The sequence below is a fragment of the Patescibacteria group bacterium genome, assembly GCA_018819405.1.
In the GTDB taxonomy this organism is placed as follows: Bacteria; Patescibacteriota; Patescibacteriia; order UBA1558; family GWA2-36-10; genus XYD1-37-29.
The window spans coordinates 681,767-701,398 of record JAHJQF010000001.1 but is presented as its reverse complement, the minus strand read 5'-3'; the positions used below and the strand labels follow the sequence as shown (position 1 = coordinate 701,398).

Genomic DNA, 19,632 nt, shown 5'->3' with positions numbered 1-19,632 from the left:
AATTTATTATTAATAAATTATATCTTAGCAAATTATTGGGAAAAATACCACTCCATAAACTCTCGAGTTATAGCAACAGCCCAACCAACATCGCCGCCTTCTTCCACCAAAACAACTGTCACAATTTTGGGGTCATCATAAGGTGCAAAGGCTGCCATCCAAGAATGCGGAATTTTATCTTTACGAAACTGCGCTGTGCCCGTTTTGCCGGCTACTTTGACTGGGACAGACTGAAGACTTTGAGCTGTGCCTTGGGTGACAGTTAACCTCAGAGCCTCTCTGACAGTACTTAAATTATCAGATGCTACAAGATTCGTCAAAATAGCTTTGGGCTCATAGGGAACAATTTTATCGCCTTGTTTTATTTCTTTGACAAAATGTGGTTGATAAGCTACTCCTTGATTGGCAAAATATGACATCATAACAGCAGTTTGTATTGGTGTGACTGTCAAAAATCCTTGACCAATAGATAGATTATAAGTATCCCCCAGATACCACCTTTCACCAAAGGTATCTTCTTTCCAATCTTTGGAAGGCAAAAATCCCACAGCTTCAGATGGTAAATCAACACCAGTCTTGTTGCCAAAGCCAAATTTTTTGGCATAGTCAATAATTTTGTCTACTCCCAAGCCACGACTGAGCCATTCATTGTTGCCACCGCCAATAGAATAAAAAAATGTATTTACTGAATCAGCTATTGCCCAATAAATATCTGTCATGCCATGGCCGCCAGCTCGCCAGTCAGGAAAAAAACTACCGCCAACACTCACTCCTCCCGTACTATTTACTTTAAAATTTTTATTTATTACTTTTTCTTCAAGGGCAGCTGAAGCAACCACTGTTTTAAAGACAGAACCCAATGGGTAAGTCCCAGAAATAACCCTATTCAATAAGGGATTGTTTTCATCTTGAATAATCTCTTGATATTGCCCAGTATTTAAAACACTGGTAAAAATATTACTATCATAATCGGGCAAACTATTCATAGCCAATATTCCGCCATCTTTAGGATCCAAAACTATAGCCGCCATTTTTGGTTTATCATAGTTAGCCGCATATTTTTTCATTATTTCAGCTAGTTTGGCCTGAGCCTTATTATCTAATGTTAAATATAAATCATCCCCGTCAATTGGATCAGTTATAGACAGCATATTTTTTTCTCTAAATAAAGCGTCTACCTCTACCTCCTGACTGCCATCTTTTCCCCTGAGTACATCTTCATAGATCAACTCCAAACCGCTTTTACCTATTCTATCATGATAATTATACTTAGCATCTTTAACATCTTCTTCACCGACTGCTCCCAAATAACCCAAGATATGAGCTGAACCCAAATCAGCAAAATATTGACGGCGAGGTTCAAAAGAAATATTAATAGCTGGATAATTTTCTGACATGATAATTAGCTTGATAGCTGTCTGATAAGAAATATTTTCATAAATCAAAACCTGATCTGAGCTATCAGACTCCTCTTGAATACGAGCTTCAATTTCTGTTTTATCTATTCCCAAAGTTGAGGCTACTTGATTGAGTATTTCATCTCTGATCTCAATCTCAGTCGGCAAAAAATCAGGAATAAGATATAAAAAGAAATATGAAACATTTTTGACCATCAAATTTCCAAAACGATCATAAAATAAACCACGATTGGCTTTGATTATATTGGATTTAATCCTATTTCCCTCAGCCACATTCCTAAAATATTCCCCCCTGACAACTTGCAAATAAAAAGCTCGGCCAAATAAAATAAAAAGAATAAATAAAAATAAAATAAAAAGATTTCTGATTTTTCTATCGGCAAAAAACTTACCAAGCCTCTGATGCTTTCCCAACCAACCCAACTCTAAATAATCACCGCTTTTTTTTTGTTTTATAAAGCCGCTGACCTTTGAATCCTTGACTGACCCCTCTTGAATTTTAAAAGGATTGCTTTTTATCATGGTGTTTGGCCCAAAAATTATAATAAAGCAAATGAACTAAGATAAGTATAAACAAATTTATACCCATCATCTTGATCACCTGCAACATCATATCAAAATTTATAATATATAAGTTCCAAGGGAAAATAAAATTTGCTGTCAAAAAAAACAGCCAAAACATGACAAAGGCAGACAAAGATAAAAGTATAATAGTCAAAATATTTTTTGAAGTTAAAATTGTAAGTTGTAAACTAGCTAAAATAAAAATAATGAGCATAAAAAATATTGCATGAAGTCCAAACACACCTGTAAAGGAATCTACAAACAAGCCGGCCAGACCAGCATAAGCATAATAAATCCAAGGGTTCTTCTGATTGTAATACACTAAAAGACTAGTGACTAAAAATGGCTGCAAAAATTGCCAACCATTATCATAAAGATTCAGAACAATAAAAGAAAAAGCAGACAGAAGATAAATAAAAATTATAACTAAATACTTCATAAACTAGTAATAATTGCTAACATACTTAAATTATCATAATTTATAAGCGGGCTAATAGACGCATTTTTAAATAGCTCCTCCTGAGAAAATTCTACTTCCTCCACCTTACCAATCACCAGACCGCTAGGAATCTTGGCATCTATATCGGCACTTACTACCAGATCTCCTTTTTTTATCTCCTGCTCCTGTGGTATATAACTCAAGTCCATCACCAAACCCAAGGAGCCAGTCAAAATACCAGAAATATTTTGTTGATCACCTACTTTGACAGCTAATTTGCTAAAACTATCAGTCAAAAGACGCACCTTTGAAGAATCCTGCCCAACATCTATTACCTTCCCTACAATAATACCATTGTTTACTACAACCGCCTGACCCAACTCCACATTTTTATTTTTTCCAATATCAATAATCAAAATGTTTCTATTGACCGGATCACGACCCAATATATCGGCAATAGCTAAGGTATAATTTTCTTTTTCCTTTAGCGCTAATAATTCACGAAGTTCTTGATTTTCTTTGGCTAGAGTTTTTAGTTGATTATTTTCAACCAACAGATTTTTATAATCCTCTTCCAGATCACTTGGCTGATCATAAAGCTGATTTACCGATCCCTTGGGACCAAACCAACTACGAAACAAAATCCCTACATCAAAAATTTGACCATTTTTAAATAAAATTAAAAAAATCACAACCAATATGAAAAGCAAAAAAACTCTTAGATTTTGTTTTAGCATAAATTGTGGTTTTTTAATTTAGTCCCAAATCTTTAGTAGAAGGTAAAATTATATCTTGTAAATTATCTAAATCATCCAATATTTTTCCGGTACCTCGGACCACTGCCGTCAGTGGTTCATCAGTAATATGAACAGGCATTTTAGTTTCTTGTGAAATAAGAGTATCCAAACCCCTCAGTAAGGCCCCACCACCTGATAAGACCATGCCTTTTTCATAAAGATCGGCGACAAGCTCCGGGGGAGTGTTTTCAATAGTAGCCTTAATATTTTCTACTATCAATTTCACCGGCCGTATAATAGCCTCACGAATATTAGCATCAGTAATTTGAACCTCTTTTGGCAAACCAGTCAAAAGGTCACGACCACGCATGGTAGTTTTTAATACCTTGTCCATTGGCAACACCGAAGCTACCTGTATCTTAATCTTTTCCGCAGTCCTCTCCCCTAAAAGCAAATTAAATTTATCACGAGCATACTGAATAATAGCTTCGTTTAATTTATCACCGGCCAGTTTGAGAGATTTCCAAGAAACTACTCCTCCTAATGAAATAACCGCAATCTCTGTAGTACCACCTCCAATGTCAACTATCATTGATCCTGAAGCCTCCAAAATTGGTAAACCAGCTCCAATGGCAGCTGCCATTGGCTCTTCTATAAGCAGCACTTCTGAAGCACCAGCCCCCATCACTGAATCTTCTACTGCCTTTCTTTCTACTTCTGTCACATCAAGAGGGAGACCAATCACTACTCTTGGTCGAGGCATAAATGTAAATGATTCACGATGGACTTTTTCTATAAAATGCTTGAGCATTTTTTCAGATACTTCAAAATCAGAAATAATCCCGTCTACCAAAGGACGACTGACAGTAATATGCTGAGGAGTCTTACCCATCATGATTTTGGCATCTTCACCAACTGCTACAATTTTTTCGGTACGATTATTTATTGCCACTATAGATGGCTCATTGATAATAATTCCCTGATCTTTGACATAAACTAAAGTATTGGCCGTTCCCAGGTCAATACCAATGTCTTTAGAAAAATTTCGAAATAGTCTTTTAAACATTATTTATAAAATTTATCTAGAGCATTTATGACTTGTTTGATATCCATCATTTCTTTTTTATGATCAAAACGGCTAATAAGTTCTAAATCCTGATTTTTGTCAGAAATTACTAATTGATAAGGTATACCAATCAAGTCAGCATCTTTGAGTTTTTTACCAAAAGAAATTTCCCTATCATCATATAAGACATCAAATCCAGCTGACTTTAATGATTCATAAATACTGTCACTTTTCTCATCTGTCTTACCATTTTTTGCAAAATTTAGCAAATGTATATGGTAAGGCGTAGTAGTCTTAGTCCAAATGATTCCGTCTTTGTCGTGACTAGCTTCTACCACAGTGCCCATTACTCTGCCTAAACCTATACCATAAGATCCCATTAAAACATCATGCTTTTTACCTTCTTTGTCGGTGTATTGCAAAGCAAGTGAGCTAGAATACTTTGTACCAAGTCTAAAAATATTACCTGCCTCTACAGTCTTGGCTTCCTCTAGTTTATGACCACACTTTGGACATTTGTCGCCTGCTTTAGATTGTGCTATTTCTTTGTTTTGTGCCCAAAAACATTTTTTGCAAAGTACAGTCACATCTTCCCCGGCCTCGGTAATTACCATAAACTCATGAGAAAATTGTTTACTCATAGTGCCACCAGATGCCTCTACTGAAAATGCCTCCAAACCTAGACGTTTAAAAATTTTAAGATAAGCATCATGCACCAACATATAATATTTATCCAAATCTTTTTCATCAGCGTGAAAACTATACAAATCTTTCATAGAAAATTCACGACCACGAAGTAATCCTGACTTAGCTCTCTTTTCATTGCGAAATTTATCCTGAATCTGATAAATATAAATTGGTAAATCTTTATAAGAGTTTATTTGTTGCTTTGCTAATTCTGTGACTACCTCCTCATGAGTAGTAGCTAAACCAACTTCATTGCCATGACCATCAGGAAACTGATACATAATATCTTGCATCTCATCCCAACGGCCTGTTTTCTGCCACAAATCTTTTGGTTGAAGAGCAGTCATGAGCATCTCCTGCCCATCCACTGCATTCATTTCATCTCTGATAATATTTTCCACTTTTCTAAATACTCTTAAACCAAGTGGCAAATAATTATAAACACCAGCCATGTGCTTTTCAATAAAACCGCCACGGATAAGCAACTCCGCATTGATACTTTTTTCATCCTGACTAATATCACGTCTAGTCTTACCAAATAATTTTGATTGTCTCATACACTAATTTTTTAATTGCTCTGTTATACGTCTTTTCTCGTCTTCCAAAATCTGACCATCATATTCACCGCTGTGAGCTGTCTGGTCATTATGACAAGCTGCTTTTTGATCCAAATGTATAGAAATCTCTAGAGAGTCTCCTTGATCATTCATATACACGTGTAGTCTGGGAAATTCATCATGCGTCAAGCGACGGGCAAAGCTCATCGAAGAGCCACGATGTGGATGATATCCCAAGCGCCTCATCATAGTCAAAGGATTTTCTTTTATATCTGCTGTTTTTATGGAAAATTTCATATCTTAAAATAAATTTTTGATAGAATTAAATATCATTGGTCCATAATTCTTAAAATCTCTAACAGTAATAATAACTAATAAAGCCACCAAAATGATAAAACCGCTATTATGTATCCAAGCCTCTACTTTTTCATTTAGCTTTCGCCTGGTGATGGCCTGCAAACTAATAAATAAGGCGCGACCTCCATCCAGAGCCGGGAAAGGGAAGAAATTTATAACCCCTAGATTGATAGATAAGACAGCAGCAAAATATACAATACGTAAAAATCCTAATTTTATGACTTCGCCAGTCACCATCGCTACTGCTACCGGCCCACCAAATCCCTCAGGCACAGCACCTTTGGTAACTAAGTCAGCAATTAGATAATACAAAGCTTGGATAATACGAAATATCATAATGCCCGTGACTTTCAAACCCTGCCATATACCGCCAAAAAATCCATAATTTACAACACCAGTATTAATAATACCAATACCAATCATTGAAGCCTCTTCGCCATCTAATTGAGCATGTTCTATCTTGTATTGTTCGGTCTGTTTGTTTGATTTTTCTACGATAATATCAACTGTCTGACCCCTTAGGCTCTCTATTTTATCATGAGCAGCATTATAATCATCAAATACCTCGCCATTTATAGAAACTACTTTATCGCCTATCTCAATACCCGCTTTATCAGCTGGGCTGTTTTTGACTATTTCCAAAACCGTTACTCTTTTATCAGTTATTTTGTCAGCCGGGATACTACCGTCTAGTTCTTGTGGAAATCCAGATACAAAAATAATTGATAGTAAAATAAAAGACAAGAGAAAATTCATAAATACACCAGCTGAAACAATAATAAGTTTTTTCCAAGCCGGCTGGACAGCAAAACTATTTGGATCGTCAGTATTGTCTCCAGACTCCCCTTTAATTTTTACATAACCGCCCAGTGGTATCCAGTTGATTGAATATTTCACTCCATTTTTCTTTTTGGAAAAAATCTTGGGTGGAAAACCAATCGCAAACTCCTCCACATCTACTCCCAAACGACGCGCACTAATAAAGTGTCCTAGTTCATGAACTAGGATTAGCAAACCTAAAATTAATATAAATGTTATAATTGTTTCCATATTTTAAATTGTCATTATTTCTTTTTCTTTTTCATCGCCAATTTGTTTGATTTTTTCATTATACTCTTTGATCAGCTCATCAAGATCATTAAGAGCCTGAAATTTACCATCTTCAGCGATTTCTCCACTTCTTTCTTTGGATATTATGTCCTCTCTTATTTTTTCACGCTGTCCGCGAAGGGCAATACGTGATTCTTCTAATTTTTTATGTAATATTTTAACCAAATTTTTTCTACTTTCTTCTGTCAAAGGAGGAAAATTTAATCTTACCAAATCCCCATCCACCACCGGATTTACATTCAAATCAGACTGGTTAATAGCTTTTTCAATACTACTAACCACTCCCTTATCCCAAGGCTTTATAGCAATGGATTGTGGCTCCGGCGAACTAATAGCCGCCAATTGTAAAAGTTCAGTTTTTACACCGTAACTTTCAACCATTATTTTTTCTACCAAACTTGGTGAAATACGTCCAGTACGAAGTGAACCAATATCTTTTTTTAGAAAGTCAATGGTTTTATCAAAGTGTTCTTTATTTGTCTCTATTAAATTATGCATATTATTATTTTTCCTCAATTTTAAATGCTCCTAAGTATAAATATTTATTATCCAATGAATAAGCTAAACCACGAGCTGTAAAATCAGTCGGCAAACTATCAATAGACCAAGTACTACCGTTGTCCAGTGAATGATACAAAGCTTTGGAAGTACCATAAAAAATCTCTTGAGTATTTTTGGGATTGACTAGAACTGAATAAATAATTTCTTTACTACTTGGTGGAGTGAGCAATTTAATTTGCTTCCAGATACGACCATCAGTCAAGCGATATATAGTACCACGAGATGTAAATATAATACCATCTTCTATACTTCGGTCTATACTAGCTGTAACAATACTAGTAGCTCCTTTTATTTTGTATAGGCTTAAATATTTTTTTTCTTGCTCCAAATCATATTTTTCTTGATTGGTAAGTTTTCGTCCCATTTTCTTTTCTTCATCTTCTATAATTGTTATAAATGCCTCATCTTCATCAATCTCGGCTCTATCAACACGCAAATCCATAAGATTTGTCCAAATTTCTGCTTCATCTTCACTCTTATAGATTCCTTTATCTTGCACTACAGCATAAACTATAGGACTATCTTCTTTTTCTAAAACGAAAATATCCGTTATTCTAGCGCCAAATCTGTCTAATACATCCCAAGTCAGACCACCATCATTACTTCTTAAAAAGTCTCCACTGGAATTACCAGCATAAATTATTTGATTATCCCGAGGACTAATGTTGACCGCGGTTATATATTGGCCTTTTCTGGTTTCAAAAAACATCCTATTCCAAGTACGAGAGCAATCTGTAGTTTTATATATTTTATTATGTGCGGCTGCATAGATTGTACAGTTTTGAGCCTGATCAACCACTATATCATTGATTGTGCCAATACCACTAAGCGTATTGAACCAACCATCTCCATAATTGTAACTATAAAATATACCATCATGCTGCGTACCCAAATAAATAGCTGAGTCATCCAAATGATCAAAAGCCATCACGGTAATACTAGCTGCATCAAATGTAGCTTTTTGTCCACCAGTGGTATATAAAGTAGTTACCTTTTCCCAAGTCTTGGCCTGATCACTACTTCTAAAAAGACCGCCGCTAGTTTCAGTGCTGGCTGGTTTTTTCTGATTTACACTCAAAATGCAACCAGATAAAAATACAGGTAAAATCAGAAGTAAAATAAAATATTTTTTTATTTTCACCTGCTTAGTCCCGTCTATAGCTAAACCTCTAACGGGATTAGAAATTTTTATTTGTTTTTCTCTGCTCATAAAAATAAATTATTTTATTATTTGATACTTAAAAATAAATTTTCCCACAAAAGCTGAGGAGACACATTATGTTTTATTTTCTGCTTAACACTGTTTAATGATAAGAGATTATTTAATAATTTTTTCAAATCAAAATTTTTGGCAATTTTTTCCAAATCTGTACGATAAATTTCATTGGCAATAGACTTGTCAATCTTGATCCATAAAATATCGCGCAAAAATATCTCCAACAAATCTAAATATTGAGAAGTTAATTTGCCCAGTTCATAGACCTTGTACCCCGGATATTCTTTTTTTAAAATTTCAAACCATCTGTCTATAGCTTGCATATAACTAAAAGTATCAGCTGATAATAGTTTGATTATAAAATTACAATTTTTCTTAAAACTAGCTAAATTGTCTCCCATTAGACGCAGCGCTACGCCCGGTTTACCAAAAGATAAATTGATAATAGTATCTTTTTCTTCACGACTATAATCATAGCTTGCCAACCACTCTTGCATATCAACCCTAGATAAAGATTGAAACTTTAGCAATTGGGCACGAGATATTACTGTGGCCGGCAAATCTACTATTGAATCAGCTATCATAATGATAGTAGTATTGGTTGGTGGTTCTTCCAAAGTCTTTAAAAGAGCATTGGCTCCAAATAAATTGATTGTTTCGGTGCCATAGATAATAGCAATCTTGTGATTACCCTCAAAATTGGAAAGAGACAGCTTGTACAAAAATTCACGTATATTTTCTATAGACAAATCTTCTCTGTCTCCCAGTTTGTATACATTTAAAAAAGTGCCTTTATTTATCATCCGACAATGATCGCACTTGTCACAAGGCTTGGCTTTGGTATCCAAACAATAATAACTTTTGACAAAATAATCTACTACCATTTTTTTGCCCAAGCCGGCTGGACCATAAAAAAGATAAGTATTAGGCAATTTGTCTTGCAAAATTGCCTGTTGAAGAAATTTTAGCTGATTTTTATGACCATAAATAGGCCATTTGAATTCATATGGCATTACATATAAAATACCATTTTTGCTATTAAAAATCAACTGTTGATATCTAAATAAAAACCGCCTACTTAGGCAGTTCTCATCTTATTGTCCAACGCTTGATTGACCAATTTATCAGCTTCTTTGTTTAATTCTCGCCTGACATGAGAAAAAGTAATTTTTTTGAATTTTAATGTTAGATTCCAAGCTTGGACAAAAATTTTAGCCAGTTCTTTATCCTTTACTTTATATTCTTTATTCAGCTGCTTGACTACCAATTCACTATCCAAAAAACAAGACAACTCAAACACATCCTTTGCCAAAGCTGTTTCCAGCCCTTTGATAAGCGCTTTATATTCGGCTTGATTATTGGTAGTCTCACCAATATATTCGGAAAAAGAAGAAATTTCTTGTTTATCCTGATACAAAATCCCGCCAATAGCAGCTGGCCCTGGATTGCCACGTGCTCCGCCGTCTGTAAATAATCTATAAGTCATGTTTTTTTCACAAATATAATATATTTAAATTTATTTCACGGGATGAATATCTAAAATATTTAATTGAATTTCTCGATTGCCATTCCATTGATTGATATTTAAATTATATACTATATCAACCATATCACCAATTTCAATCTCCCTATCGCCAAGACCAAAAGCAATTGCCCCCTTGGTTTTATTTCCTTTGGCTAGTTCCAATTTGAGATGACGATTATCGTTGCCAACTTTTCTAACACCAGTTACTTTGACCTCTTTTGACATAAAAACCGGTTCAGGATTGGCCTGTCCATAGGGATCAAATTTGTCCAACATATCCACTATAGACCAATTTATATCTTCAAAATCTATCACTAGTTCTATTTCTAATTCGGGTTTTAGATCTTGGCCGGCCAGATCACGGGCAGCTATTTTTTTCAAACCTTTACAAAATTCGTCCAGATTTTTTTTATCCATAGCAAATCCGGCCGCCTGCGGGTGACCACCATATCTTTCCAAGAATGATTCTAGTTCTTTTAAGGCTTTGGAAATATTAAATCCTTTGACGCTTCGACCAGAACCGATTATCTTGCCGTCTACTTCCGTCATGACTATCGCTGGTTTGGCAAACTCTCTGACCAGGCGGCCGGCTACTAAACCAGTCAGACCAACTGACCAATCTTTATCAAAAAATGTATAAAGATAATCATCTTCATTAATTTCTTTGGTTCTAGCTGATTTTATAATCTGTTCGGTGAGTTTTTGTCTTTCAATATTTGAGCTATTAAGATCACGAGCTAGCTGCGTGGCATTGTCTTGATCTTTTTCTATCATCAGATAATAGGCCAAATTGGCATGATCCATTCGTCCAGCAGCATTGATACGTGGGGCAATAGAAAATGCAATAGTTCTGGCATCTAATTTTTCAACATCAAGATTAGCTACTTCTATCAGCTTTTTCATACCTAGGCGCCTATTTTTTTTCAAGACTTTTAGACCATATTTAAGTAAAGTCCTATTTTCTCCCAACAGAGGTACCATATCGGCTACAGTGGAAACAGCTACTAAATCAAGCAACCATTTTTCATGTAGTTCTTTTTCATTGTCGGACTGCTTGTTTTTTAAATTGATAATAAGTGCCTGAGAAAATTTAAAAGCCACTCCCCCGCCAGCCAAAAATTTGAAGGGATATTTTTCACCTTCTACCTGAGGATGAATAATCGCTTTGGCTTTTGGCAAATTTTCCGGTATGGCATGATGATCCGTCACTATAACGTCCATAGCTTTTTTGTTGGCTATATCAACCTCCAAAGCATTACTAATGCCACAATCACAAGTAATAATAAGTTTAGTATTATTTTCCGCGAGCTCTTCTATTGCTCTAGCATTGAGCCCATAACCTTCTTTTTCTCGATGGGGTAAATATACCTCTACTTTGGCGCCAATGATTTCTAAGGCTGTTTTTAAAATAACTGACGAACATACTCCGTCGGCATCATAATCTCCGTAGATAGTAATTAATTCATTTTTGTCTACTGCCTGATAAACCCTGTTACAGGCTTTTTCCATATCTTTAAATAAATATGGATCATGTATATCCTGACTATAGTCAGGCTGTAAAAACTCATCAACCTGAGCCTGGCTAGTCAGACCACGATTAAAAAGCAACTGAGCAACAGTTTGATCCAGCTCAGGAAAATTTTTGCTAAAGTCTATATTATTTTTTTCAGGTAATTTCCAAGTATATGACATAATTTTAGATACTTAAACCCCCTTTATAATTGGGGGTTTAAACACGAGTCATTTTAACAAAACTATTTTACTTTGACAACTTTTATTTTGACTGATTTTTTCTTTTTAACTGGTGGTATGTCTTTCTTTTCTTCTTTAGGACTAGGCTGGCTTGGCTTTGACGGTTCAGTTTGTGGCCTTGTCTTTGCTTTGCCAGGAGAATTTTTTAATTCCAGATACAAAAACCACAAGCCAATAGCTAGAAGCGTCAAACCTATCAGAGTCACCAGAAAAAATGGATTAGAAAAATCAAAAAATGAGGAAAAACTATGGGAATTTTTGTCATAATCGGACAACATAATATTTACTTCATTATTTAAGTCTATTAATTCCTGCTCTGTCTGATTAAGATTTTTTAAAATCTGATCATCGGCCTGAGCAATTAATTTTATTTTATCAAACATAAGATTGTTTTTTTAGCGATATTTTCTATTTCTCCTTCTGGAGCAAATAAAACTTTTGTTTTTTTATCTATGTTCAAACCCGCTAAAACCATTTTTCTAATCTGAGGATTGGCTCCGACTGCCCCAGTAAAAACAATAGCGTCTAGATTTTTACTCATACCAAGATATGAGGCCAAATATCTTTTAATATCATATATATAAATATGTAAAGCTAAGCGGGCGGATTTTTTTTGAAGGGGACTAAATTTTTTCTTTGATTTGTAGCCTTCTACCTTGTAACCACTGGCCAACAAAACCTCTCTGAGATCGGCCATACCAGATAAACCTAATAGCCCTGATTTTTTATTTAATAATTTATTTATTTCTATCAAAGTCATTTTGGCAGACTTGGCCAAATAAAATACAATGTTGGCTGGTATATCACCACTTCTGGTAGCCATAGTCAGTCCTTCATTGGGTGAAAAGCCCATAGTAGTGTCCTTGACCAAGCCATCCATATACCAAGTAATACTACTGCCTGAGCCCAGATGACAAGTAATCAGTCGTAGTTTATCAGGTTTTTTGTGTAAAAGCAGTCCGGCATAACTGGTGGCCGCTTCGTGACTCAAACCGTGAAAACCATATTTTCTGATTTTGTGTTCAGTATAATATTTTAAGGGGATTGAATACAGATAAGCTTCTGGCTCAAGATTTTTGTACCAAGAAGTATCAAAGGAAACTGACATTTTGACTCTAGGTAAGCTAGTTTTGACCAATCTGATAAGAAGTAAAGTAACTGGATTGTGAAGTGGCGCTAATTTATTATATTTTTTTATTTTGTTCAAAAATAAACTATCTACTTTTGTAGTGCTGGTAAATTCTTCACCACCATGGACCATCCGAAAACCAACATATTGTATATCAAACTGACCAAGTAAGTCATAAATATACTCCCACCAAAGCTTAATATTGTATCCGCTTTGATAATTTATTTTATATTTTTTTCTTTTTAAACGATATGACAAAACACTCTTGTCGCCGCTAAGAGAGACAGCTCCTGATAATATTTCTTTACCAAGCTTCTGACCGACAGTTTCAAAAACCGCAAATTTCAAACTACTACTTCCATTGTTTAAGACGAGTAAATGTTTCACCCCGTTAGAAATTAATTATTAAATAATTTTTCCCCATTAGTAAAATATAATTTTGTGAATTTCTAACTGGGTTCATAAAATCAAGTCTATTTTGCTACAACTCAGTAATCCGGCGGCGTTGCCTTCGTCGGTATCCAGATGAATACTAGTACTAAAGTTGCCAACTCGGACTACGATATTTTCCAGTATCAATCCGCGGGGACCACCTACTTTGGCTTTTACTTTTTGGCCGGTTTTTAATTGCCATTTTTTGGCTTCTTCAGTTGATATATGCAGATGTCTAAGTGGCACTATCACGCCAGTTAGCAATTTGACTGAGCCTTTTGGCCCTTTGAGTGTCACACCACCTGGCGTGCCTTTGAGATCACCAGATACTCTAAATTCAGGTCTAATTCCTAGAGTTCTGGCATCAGTAGCGGCCAGCTCAATCTGAGTCTTATCTCTTATCGGACCAACTATACGCATCATTATACTATTTTTTGGACCAATTACCTCTACTCTTTCTTCGGCCCCAAATTCACCAGGCTGTGACAATTCTTTGATTGATTTTAATTGGTAGCCTTTACCAAAAAGCTTGTCCAAATGGGCTCTGGAAATATGAATATGTCTAGCGGAAATTTCAGCAATTACTTTTTTCATATTTATAAATTATATTTTTTTAAATCCCTGACTGTCAGCAAACCCTCTTGAGCACCAATTTTCATAATTACTGCATTACTGTTTATAATGGCCAGCTTGAGAGATTTTTCTACATTACCTTTGTATCTGATAAGACCGGCTACAAAACTGGAACCAAAAGAATCACCAGCTCCGGTAGTATTGATACCACGTTTTTTAGAAGCTGCCCGAAAATATGTCTTTTCGCCGTCATAAACATAAGCGCCTTTGTGTCCATCGGTAATGACTGTTATTTTTTGACCATAACTATGCAAAAATTTTAAAAGCTGATTAATATTATTTTTAATGTTTTTGCCTTTGATACTAATTACTAATTCCAAAGCTTCATCACGATTGACATCAAAAATAGTGGTATGTTTCATATATCTAGCCAGTTTTTTTAGGCCCATTTTGAGCTGATTTGACCCAGGATTCCAGGCTATTTTTATATTTTTCTTTAGCGCCTGATCAAAAATATTATCCAAACCCGCTTTAAAATTACCAGAAAGTGAAGTCAAATAAACCCAGTCTGTATTTATCTTTTTAATAACTGCTTTGGATAAATCCATTTTTTCATTGGCACCACGGTAGGCAAAGATAACATGTTCATTGAAGTGGCCAACATTGACAATAAATGAGGTGCCGGTATGAATATTTTTTTGAGTTTGGACAAATTTGGTAGAGATTTTTTTATCCTTCAGATATTTGATTATTTCAAGTCCCACCAAATCACTACCCAAAGACAAAACCGTCTGAGTGCTGATGCCCAAATTAGCAAAATTGACTGCCGTATTCATACCCCCGCCACCAAAAGTCAAGTAAACATCTTTACTATAAATCTTGGCGCCGTATTCAAAAGCAATCAGCTTTTGACGAAGCAAATCGGCTTTATTATCCAAAATAAGCATATCATCAGTATAAAACATTATATCGCGAGTTGCTCCGCCAATGGTAGTAACTTTATTTTTTATCATATTTTGAACTTTCAACTGATCTCAAGTTGAAGTTAAACTTAATTAGATATAGCGATTATAATCTTTGATGCGATCAACAATCATCTTCATGATATACATAAAAATTGCAAACATTCCACCGACAAAAATAAATTGTCCGGTAACTCCCACATCAAAATAAGATAATTGTTGGACTATAGTAATACCTACTAATACGCCCAGCACTATAATAGCCAAAAATAAAAGTATTACCAATGTAAATATTAACTCAACAACTTTATGCAGTGACATAAGTTTTAGTTAAAAGTTAAGCCCATTTAAAGTCCAAAATCTAAAGCCAGAGAAGCTTTATAACCTGAAACTTAAATTTATTATACCAAAAATAAACAATCTATGCCACTAGTTTTTAAACTGACCAATATAATAACCAGCCACTGCCATAGCCACACCAACATTGAGAGATTCTTTGATGCCATGCATTGGTAGCTCTATTATGTAATCAGCGTTTTTGAGAGTTGATTTTGATATCCCTCGTACTTCATTACCTACTATAAGAGCTAGAGGAAATTTTGGTTTAAAATCTAGATAGTTGATAGATCTTTTGTCAGTCTCCAAAGCTACGATAGACACTCCTCTGCTTTTTAATTTTTTTATTAAATAAGAAATATTTTTATAATACTGCCAAGATACAGACTCTTCGGCACCTAGGGCTACCTTAGATATTTCTTTTCTGGGCGGACGACCACTATAACCTGTCAAAAACAGCTGACTAAGCCCCAAGGCATCAGCTGTCCTAAACATAGTCCCAATATTATATAAACTCCTAATATTGTGGCAGATTATATAAAAATCTTTAGTTGTTGTCATGAAATACCTCTTCTTTCTTTTCTCTCATAAAGCCCAACCAATCTTCAAAAGCAGCTACAAACAACTTGAATGGTGCCTCAATAATATAGTCCATAATAAAGGCAAATAAGTTAATTTTTTTAAATTTGGTAGACATCCATCGTCCGACTGATACAATTGGCAAAGCAAAAAAGTTCATCAACCAAGAAAATATCCCTTCTTTGTTTTTTTCTATGACCAGCTCTTTGGCTGTGGAGCGTATTCTGATAGCAAAAAAACTAACTGCCGTCAAAAAGAAAATAAAGATCGCCCCAGAAAGTATATTAAAATCCATACGTTTGAGCCAATAGATGATACCGCCAAAAACAACTATATACAAAACTGTGTACATAAAATTATAAAAAATCTGGTAGCCAATGTTTTTGTTGTATTTGGTCTTGAGTTGACAAAGGATTGACTGCTCGGCCTCATTGTATACAACTTTATGAATATTTTCCAAAATTCTGTCGGTATTTTTTTGACTAGGAGGTTTGATAGTCAAAGTTACAAAAAACATTAAGAGCGGTGGAAAGACAACATTTATACCAAGATTAAAATAATTAAGATGTTTGATTATATACATCTCATACGGAAATTCCAAAATAAAAGCCAGCATTACCTTGGTGATAAAAATATAAATAATAGCTCGTACGGAAGCGTTGGAAATTCTTTTGCGGATTTTTTTGTATTTTTTGTTTATCAAAAGCTTGGCCTCAGCTTCTAGCCTATCAGGGTCAACCAATAGCTCGGATATTTCTTTGCCCTGCTCTATAATCAACTCGTGCAAAATCTTGAAAGTCACAACTGGTTCTTTGATGGAATTTAAAATACTTCTTTGATAGGGATGCTTCAAATGATGTTGAATGGTCTTATAAATTTCCGGCAAATGTGTGGCCATAGTTTTGATGGCCTGACTACCTGGATTTTGCCAATCACTATAATACAAATTCAATAAATGATAAGAAATAATAATATCATCTGACTTGACCAAAGATTTATGTATAGAAATATAAAGCTGAATATTTTTTTCTTTGATACTCAACTGATCGTCCCCTTTTAGCTTTACCCTAGATTTGGTAATCTGATACATTGCCTCAATGACTGCATCAGCAATATCCTCTGGATGAAGTAGTATATCTATCTCACAAGCCTCAACCGCAATCAGCCAGTCAAAGTATTCTTTTATTTCATCACCATGATAAAGATCGTTCATTAATAAAAACAATTCATTATACTTGGTGATAATTTTTTCAACTTCTTTGATCTGATATTCAGGGATTGACCTATTTGGCAGATATCCAGATCTAACCAAATCCTCCACCAGTCCTTGGGCGATTTGCGGCTTGAGAACTTCCATAATAAAACGCCTCTTAAGATTGCGTTCTATAGCATAGCGGCGCAAAAGATGAACTTCTTTAAAATCTACGGTATTTCTAAGCTTTTCATATAAAGCCGAAAAATGACTGGTAATTTCATCAACCTCTATTTTGTTTTCTTCTTTGGACCGAGACTCCTGATGTTTATAAATTTGCTCCAGTTTTTTGTAAAGCAAAATTATTTCTGGTGATATTTTCATCCCGTTAGAAATTTAAGTAAAATTATTAAAACACTTTAAATATTTTATCCCATCAAAAGTTTGTAAATTTCTAACGGGATTCATATGGCTCAAATATACCACAAAATGGTCTTTTTTTCAATTTGTCTACTCTTGACAAATATTTTATTATGTGCTACTATGTCATAAATTTACAATAAAATACCAATGGAGCAATGAATGACTGTCTGTAATTTGGACGCTTGTGCCCGGTAAATTATTCTAAGGAATAAATCCAACCGAGGCTAAGGGCAGTCGGGAGCTAGTAGCGTAACCGACATTAACAAAGCAACAGATGCTTGATTTGTCGGAACGCCTCAAAAAGGTGTTTTTTTGATAAATCAAGCTCTTTCAAAACAGAAAGGATTCTATAAAATCAATGAGACGAAGAACCGTTGCCTATTAATTGGGCGCTTAGTCCGACTTAGTGTCGAGACAAGGGCAATGGGGAGTCAGTAGCGCAACCGGCATTGACGCTGGTTTGGCGTACACAAAATGTCTCATTGTTGGGACGTTTTTTTGTTTTGCCAAATCAGAACATAGGAGGTCCCAACATGTCTCGCATTTTCATCTACGACGACAACGCCGACACCATCAAGACCCTTCGTCACGCTCTGGAAACCAGTGGTGCTGGTCATGAAGTACTCGCCAACATCGTCTGGTCCAATCAGGACAAACAAGCCAAGTTGGTCACCAGTGCAGTCGATGTCATCGGGTTGTTGATCCAGACACGACCTTTCCCGGACGTGGTCATCGCCGAAGCCGAGCGTATCGACGGAAACTGGCTCTGCGGTCTTATCTACGACATGGAGCTGGGCAAAAATTGTTCGGTGATCCTCGTCGGCCACAAAAAGACCAAGAAAATCGAACACCTGTTGAAGCTCTACGGAGCGCATTTTTTCCCCAAGCCCTTCAATGTCCTGCACTTTGTGGAGTACATTGAAACTTTCCTGGCCGTTTCCTGCTGATTGTTGGCTAGGGGAAAAATAACCCCAGACACACGAAAGGAAATGCGGCATGCATTATGAGATGAGTCTGGCGCTCATTTATCTGTTCTGGTGGCTCAGGAAGTAGCCCACCAGAAAAAATGTTCATTTATCCTCTGCGCAGTTAGTCAATACTTAACTGCTAATAATGCTGCCTCTAGAGGGTAGCACAGGGACTCGCCATTTGTAGCCAATTCCCCCCGGCTACGGCGAGTCCCCCTTTTTTTAAATATTGACAAAAAACAAAGAAAATGATAAAGATATAAGTGAATGGTCCTTTGAAATAACTCTCTAACCCTGAAGCAAAAGGTTCTTTTTGGGACCTAAGAGGAGCTAAAATGAAACGCCTTCTACATATCATCCTGCTGGCAAGTGTGTTTTTGGTCTCGGCCTGTGCTGTGACCAATCAACAAATTCAAACACAGGCAACCACCAAGTCCCACCACAATGAGCTGGTCAGCACCAGCTCCTTCAAAATCGTCAAGGGCGGTTGGTTCAACATCGCCAAGTTTGAAAGCCAGATGGCAGACAAAAAAGAAACTCTGCGTGGTATGAACGCACCTAGCGATGTGCTCGCACAGTTTGATGCTACGTTACCAAGGACCCGCCCCTTGGAAATCATGATGGGACGGGAAATCAGAAAGCAAAATTTTGCTTTCTATGTCCTAGGATTTTTCATCAAAGATGGAGTAGACATCAATATCTCTCAAAAAGCCTTTCACTTCCGATTTTTGACGCCAGACAGCTCTATTGTGGAAACCGATGACCTTGGTTGTCTAGCTGTTTACTATGAAGGCAATGTGGGCAAGCCATACGATTCAAGGCAAAGCACTATTGTCTTCAACCGGCAATTCAACAATAAACCGGATTACAATAAACGGCCCAATGCTGTTTATGTCCGTTTACCCAAAAAGTACAGCCAATACCAACTCATTGGCTTGGACATAGACCCAACTAGAATAGGAATCGTTGGTACACTGGCCGCAAAAACACCCTAGGATTACATTGTGGCCGTCACTCTAGAACAAAGGAGACTTATAGTAAATTCCAAG

At 35.8% G+C, this 19,632-nt stretch carries 21 protein-coding genes and 1 riboswitch; of the genes, 2 read left to right on the top strand and 19 right to left on the bottom strand.

Annotated features, from left to right (window positions below; translation table 11 throughout):
* Positions 1–32 precede the first annotated feature (32 nt).
* The 19 genes from mrdA to KKH39_03525 all read right to left on the bottom strand — a co-directional run bounded on the left by mrdA (position 33) and on the right by KKH39_03525 (position 17,576).
* Positions 33–1,940: a penicillin-binding protein 2 gene (mrdA, locus tag KKH39_03615; protein ID MBU1203097.1), complete on the bottom strand. Its 1,908-nt coding sequence runs from the start codon at positions 1,938–1,940 to the stop codon at positions 33–35.
* Positions 1,918–2,421: a hypothetical protein gene (locus tag KKH39_03610; protein ID MBU1203096.1), complete on the bottom strand. Its 504-nt coding sequence runs from the start codon at positions 2,419–2,421 to the stop codon at positions 1,918–1,920. Before KKH39_03610 ends, mrdA begins: the two co-directional genes overlap by 23 nt.
* A complete protein-coding gene (gene mreC, locus KKH39_03605; protein ID MBU1203095.1) occupies positions 2,418–3,158 on the bottom strand; it encodes a rod shape-determining protein MreC in 741 nt (246 codons plus the stop codon). The genes KKH39_03610 and mreC overlap by 4 nt, the downstream gene beginning before the upstream one ends.
* Before the next feature lie 13 nt (positions 3,159–3,171).
* The gene (locus KKH39_03600; protein MBU1203094.1) at positions 3,172–4,224 is read right to left on the bottom strand and encodes a rod shape-determining protein; all 1,053 of its coding nucleotides are present in this window, start codon (positions 4,222–4,224) and stop codon (positions 3,172–3,174) included.
* Entirely contained in the window at positions 4,224–5,468 is a 1,245-nt protein-coding gene (locus tag KKH39_03595; protein ID MBU1203093.1) for a hypothetical protein, read from the bottom strand. The genes KKH39_03600 and KKH39_03595 overlap by 1 nt, the downstream gene beginning before the upstream one ends.
* A 3-nt stretch (positions 5,469–5,471) precedes the next feature.
* Complete coding sequence (locus tag KKH39_03590; GenBank protein MBU1203092.1) at positions 5,472–5,765, bottom strand: hypothetical protein; 294 nt, start codon at positions 5,763–5,765, stop codon at positions 5,472–5,474.
* A 3-nt stretch (positions 5,766–5,768) separates the two neighbouring features.
* Positions 5,769–6,875, bottom strand: coding sequence for a site-2 protease family protein (locus tag KKH39_03585; GenBank protein ID MBU1203091.1), 1,107 nt, complete (start codon positions 6,873–6,875; stop codon positions 5,769–5,771).
* A 3-nt stretch (positions 6,876–6,878) separates the two neighbouring features.
* Positions 6,879–7,433: a ribosome recycling factor gene (gene frr / locus KKH39_03580; protein ID MBU1203090.1), complete on the bottom strand. Its 555-nt coding sequence runs from the start codon at positions 7,431–7,433 to the stop codon at positions 6,879–6,881.
* Between the two features lie 4 nt (positions 7,434–7,437).
* A complete protein-coding gene (locus tag KKH39_03575; GenBank protein MBU1203089.1) occupies positions 7,438–8,706 on the bottom strand; it encodes a hypothetical protein in 1,269 nt (422 codons plus the stop codon).
* Between the two features lie 17 nt (positions 8,707–8,723).
* On the bottom strand, positions 8,724–9,725 hold the full coding sequence (locus KKH39_03570) for a hypothetical protein (protein MBU1203088.1): 1,002 nt from the start codon (positions 9,723–9,725) through the stop codon (positions 8,724–8,726).
* A 65-nt stretch (positions 9,726–9,790) separates the two neighbouring features.
* Entirely contained in the window at positions 9,791–10,198 is a 408-nt protein-coding gene (locus KKH39_03565) for a ribonuclease HI family protein (protein ID MBU1203087.1), read from the bottom strand.
* Between the two features lie 30 nt (positions 10,199–10,228).
* Positions 10,229–11,929, bottom strand: coding sequence for a single-stranded-DNA-specific exonuclease RecJ (recJ, locus tag KKH39_03560; protein ID MBU1203086.1), 1,701 nt, complete (start codon positions 11,927–11,929; stop codon positions 10,229–10,231).
* 62 nt (positions 11,930–11,991) lie between these two features.
* On the bottom strand, positions 11,992–12,372 hold the full coding sequence (locus KKH39_03555) for a hypothetical protein (protein MBU1203085.1): 381 nt from the start codon (positions 12,370–12,372) through the stop codon (positions 11,992–11,994).
* Positions 12,357–13,505 (bottom strand): hypothetical protein, encoded by a 1,149-nt coding sequence (locus KKH39_03550; GenBank protein MBU1203084.1) that lies wholly within the window; start codon positions 13,503–13,505, stop codon positions 12,357–12,359. Before KKH39_03550 ends, KKH39_03555 begins: the two co-directional genes overlap by 16 nt.
* A 72-nt stretch (positions 13,506–13,577) precedes the next feature.
* Positions 13,578–14,144 carry a phosphate propanoyltransferase gene (pduL, locus tag KKH39_03545; protein ID MBU1203083.1) on the bottom strand — a complete coding sequence of 189 codons (567 nt, stop codon included), beginning with the start codon at positions 14,142–14,144 and terminating at the stop codon, positions 13,578–13,580.
* Positions 14,145–14,146: 2 nt separating this feature from the next.
* Positions 14,147–15,136 carry a carbohydrate kinase family protein gene (locus tag KKH39_03540; GenBank protein MBU1203082.1) on the bottom strand — a complete coding sequence of 330 codons (990 nt, stop codon included), beginning with the start codon at positions 15,134–15,136 and terminating at the stop codon, positions 14,147–14,149.
* Positions 15,137–15,178: 42 nt separating this feature from the next.
* Positions 15,179–15,406 (bottom strand): hypothetical protein, encoded by a 228-nt coding sequence (locus KKH39_03535; GenBank protein ID MBU1203081.1) that lies wholly within the window; start codon positions 15,404–15,406, stop codon positions 15,179–15,181.
* A 108-nt stretch (positions 15,407–15,514) separates the two neighbouring features.
* Positions 15,515–15,982: a TrmH family RNA methyltransferase gene (locus tag KKH39_03530; protein MBU1203080.1), complete on the bottom strand. Its 468-nt coding sequence runs from the start codon at positions 15,980–15,982 to the stop codon at positions 15,515–15,517.
* Positions 15,969–17,576 carry a hypothetical protein gene (locus tag KKH39_03525; GenBank protein MBU1203079.1) on the bottom strand — a complete coding sequence of 536 codons (1,608 nt, stop codon included), beginning with the start codon at positions 17,574–17,576 and terminating at the stop codon, positions 15,969–15,971. The genes KKH39_03530 and KKH39_03525 overlap by 14 nt, the downstream gene beginning before the upstream one ends.
* 389 nt (positions 17,577–17,965) lie before the next feature.
* Positions 17,966–18,073: riboswitch (cyclic di-GMP riboswitch) on the top strand.
* Positions 18,074–18,148: 75 nt separating this feature from the next.
* Between KKH39_03525 and KKH39_03520 the strand changes: the two genes are divergently transcribed.
* On the top strand, positions 18,149–18,562 hold the full coding sequence (locus tag KKH39_03520) for a hypothetical protein (protein ID MBU1203078.1): 414 nt from the start codon (positions 18,149–18,151) through the stop codon (positions 18,560–18,562).
* Between the two features lie 356 nt (positions 18,563–18,918).
* Positions 18,919–19,578, top strand: coding sequence for a hypothetical protein (locus tag KKH39_03515; GenBank protein ID MBU1203077.1), 660 nt, complete (start codon positions 18,919–18,921; stop codon positions 19,576–19,578).
* The last annotated feature ends 54 nt before the right edge of the window (positions 19,579–19,632 follow it).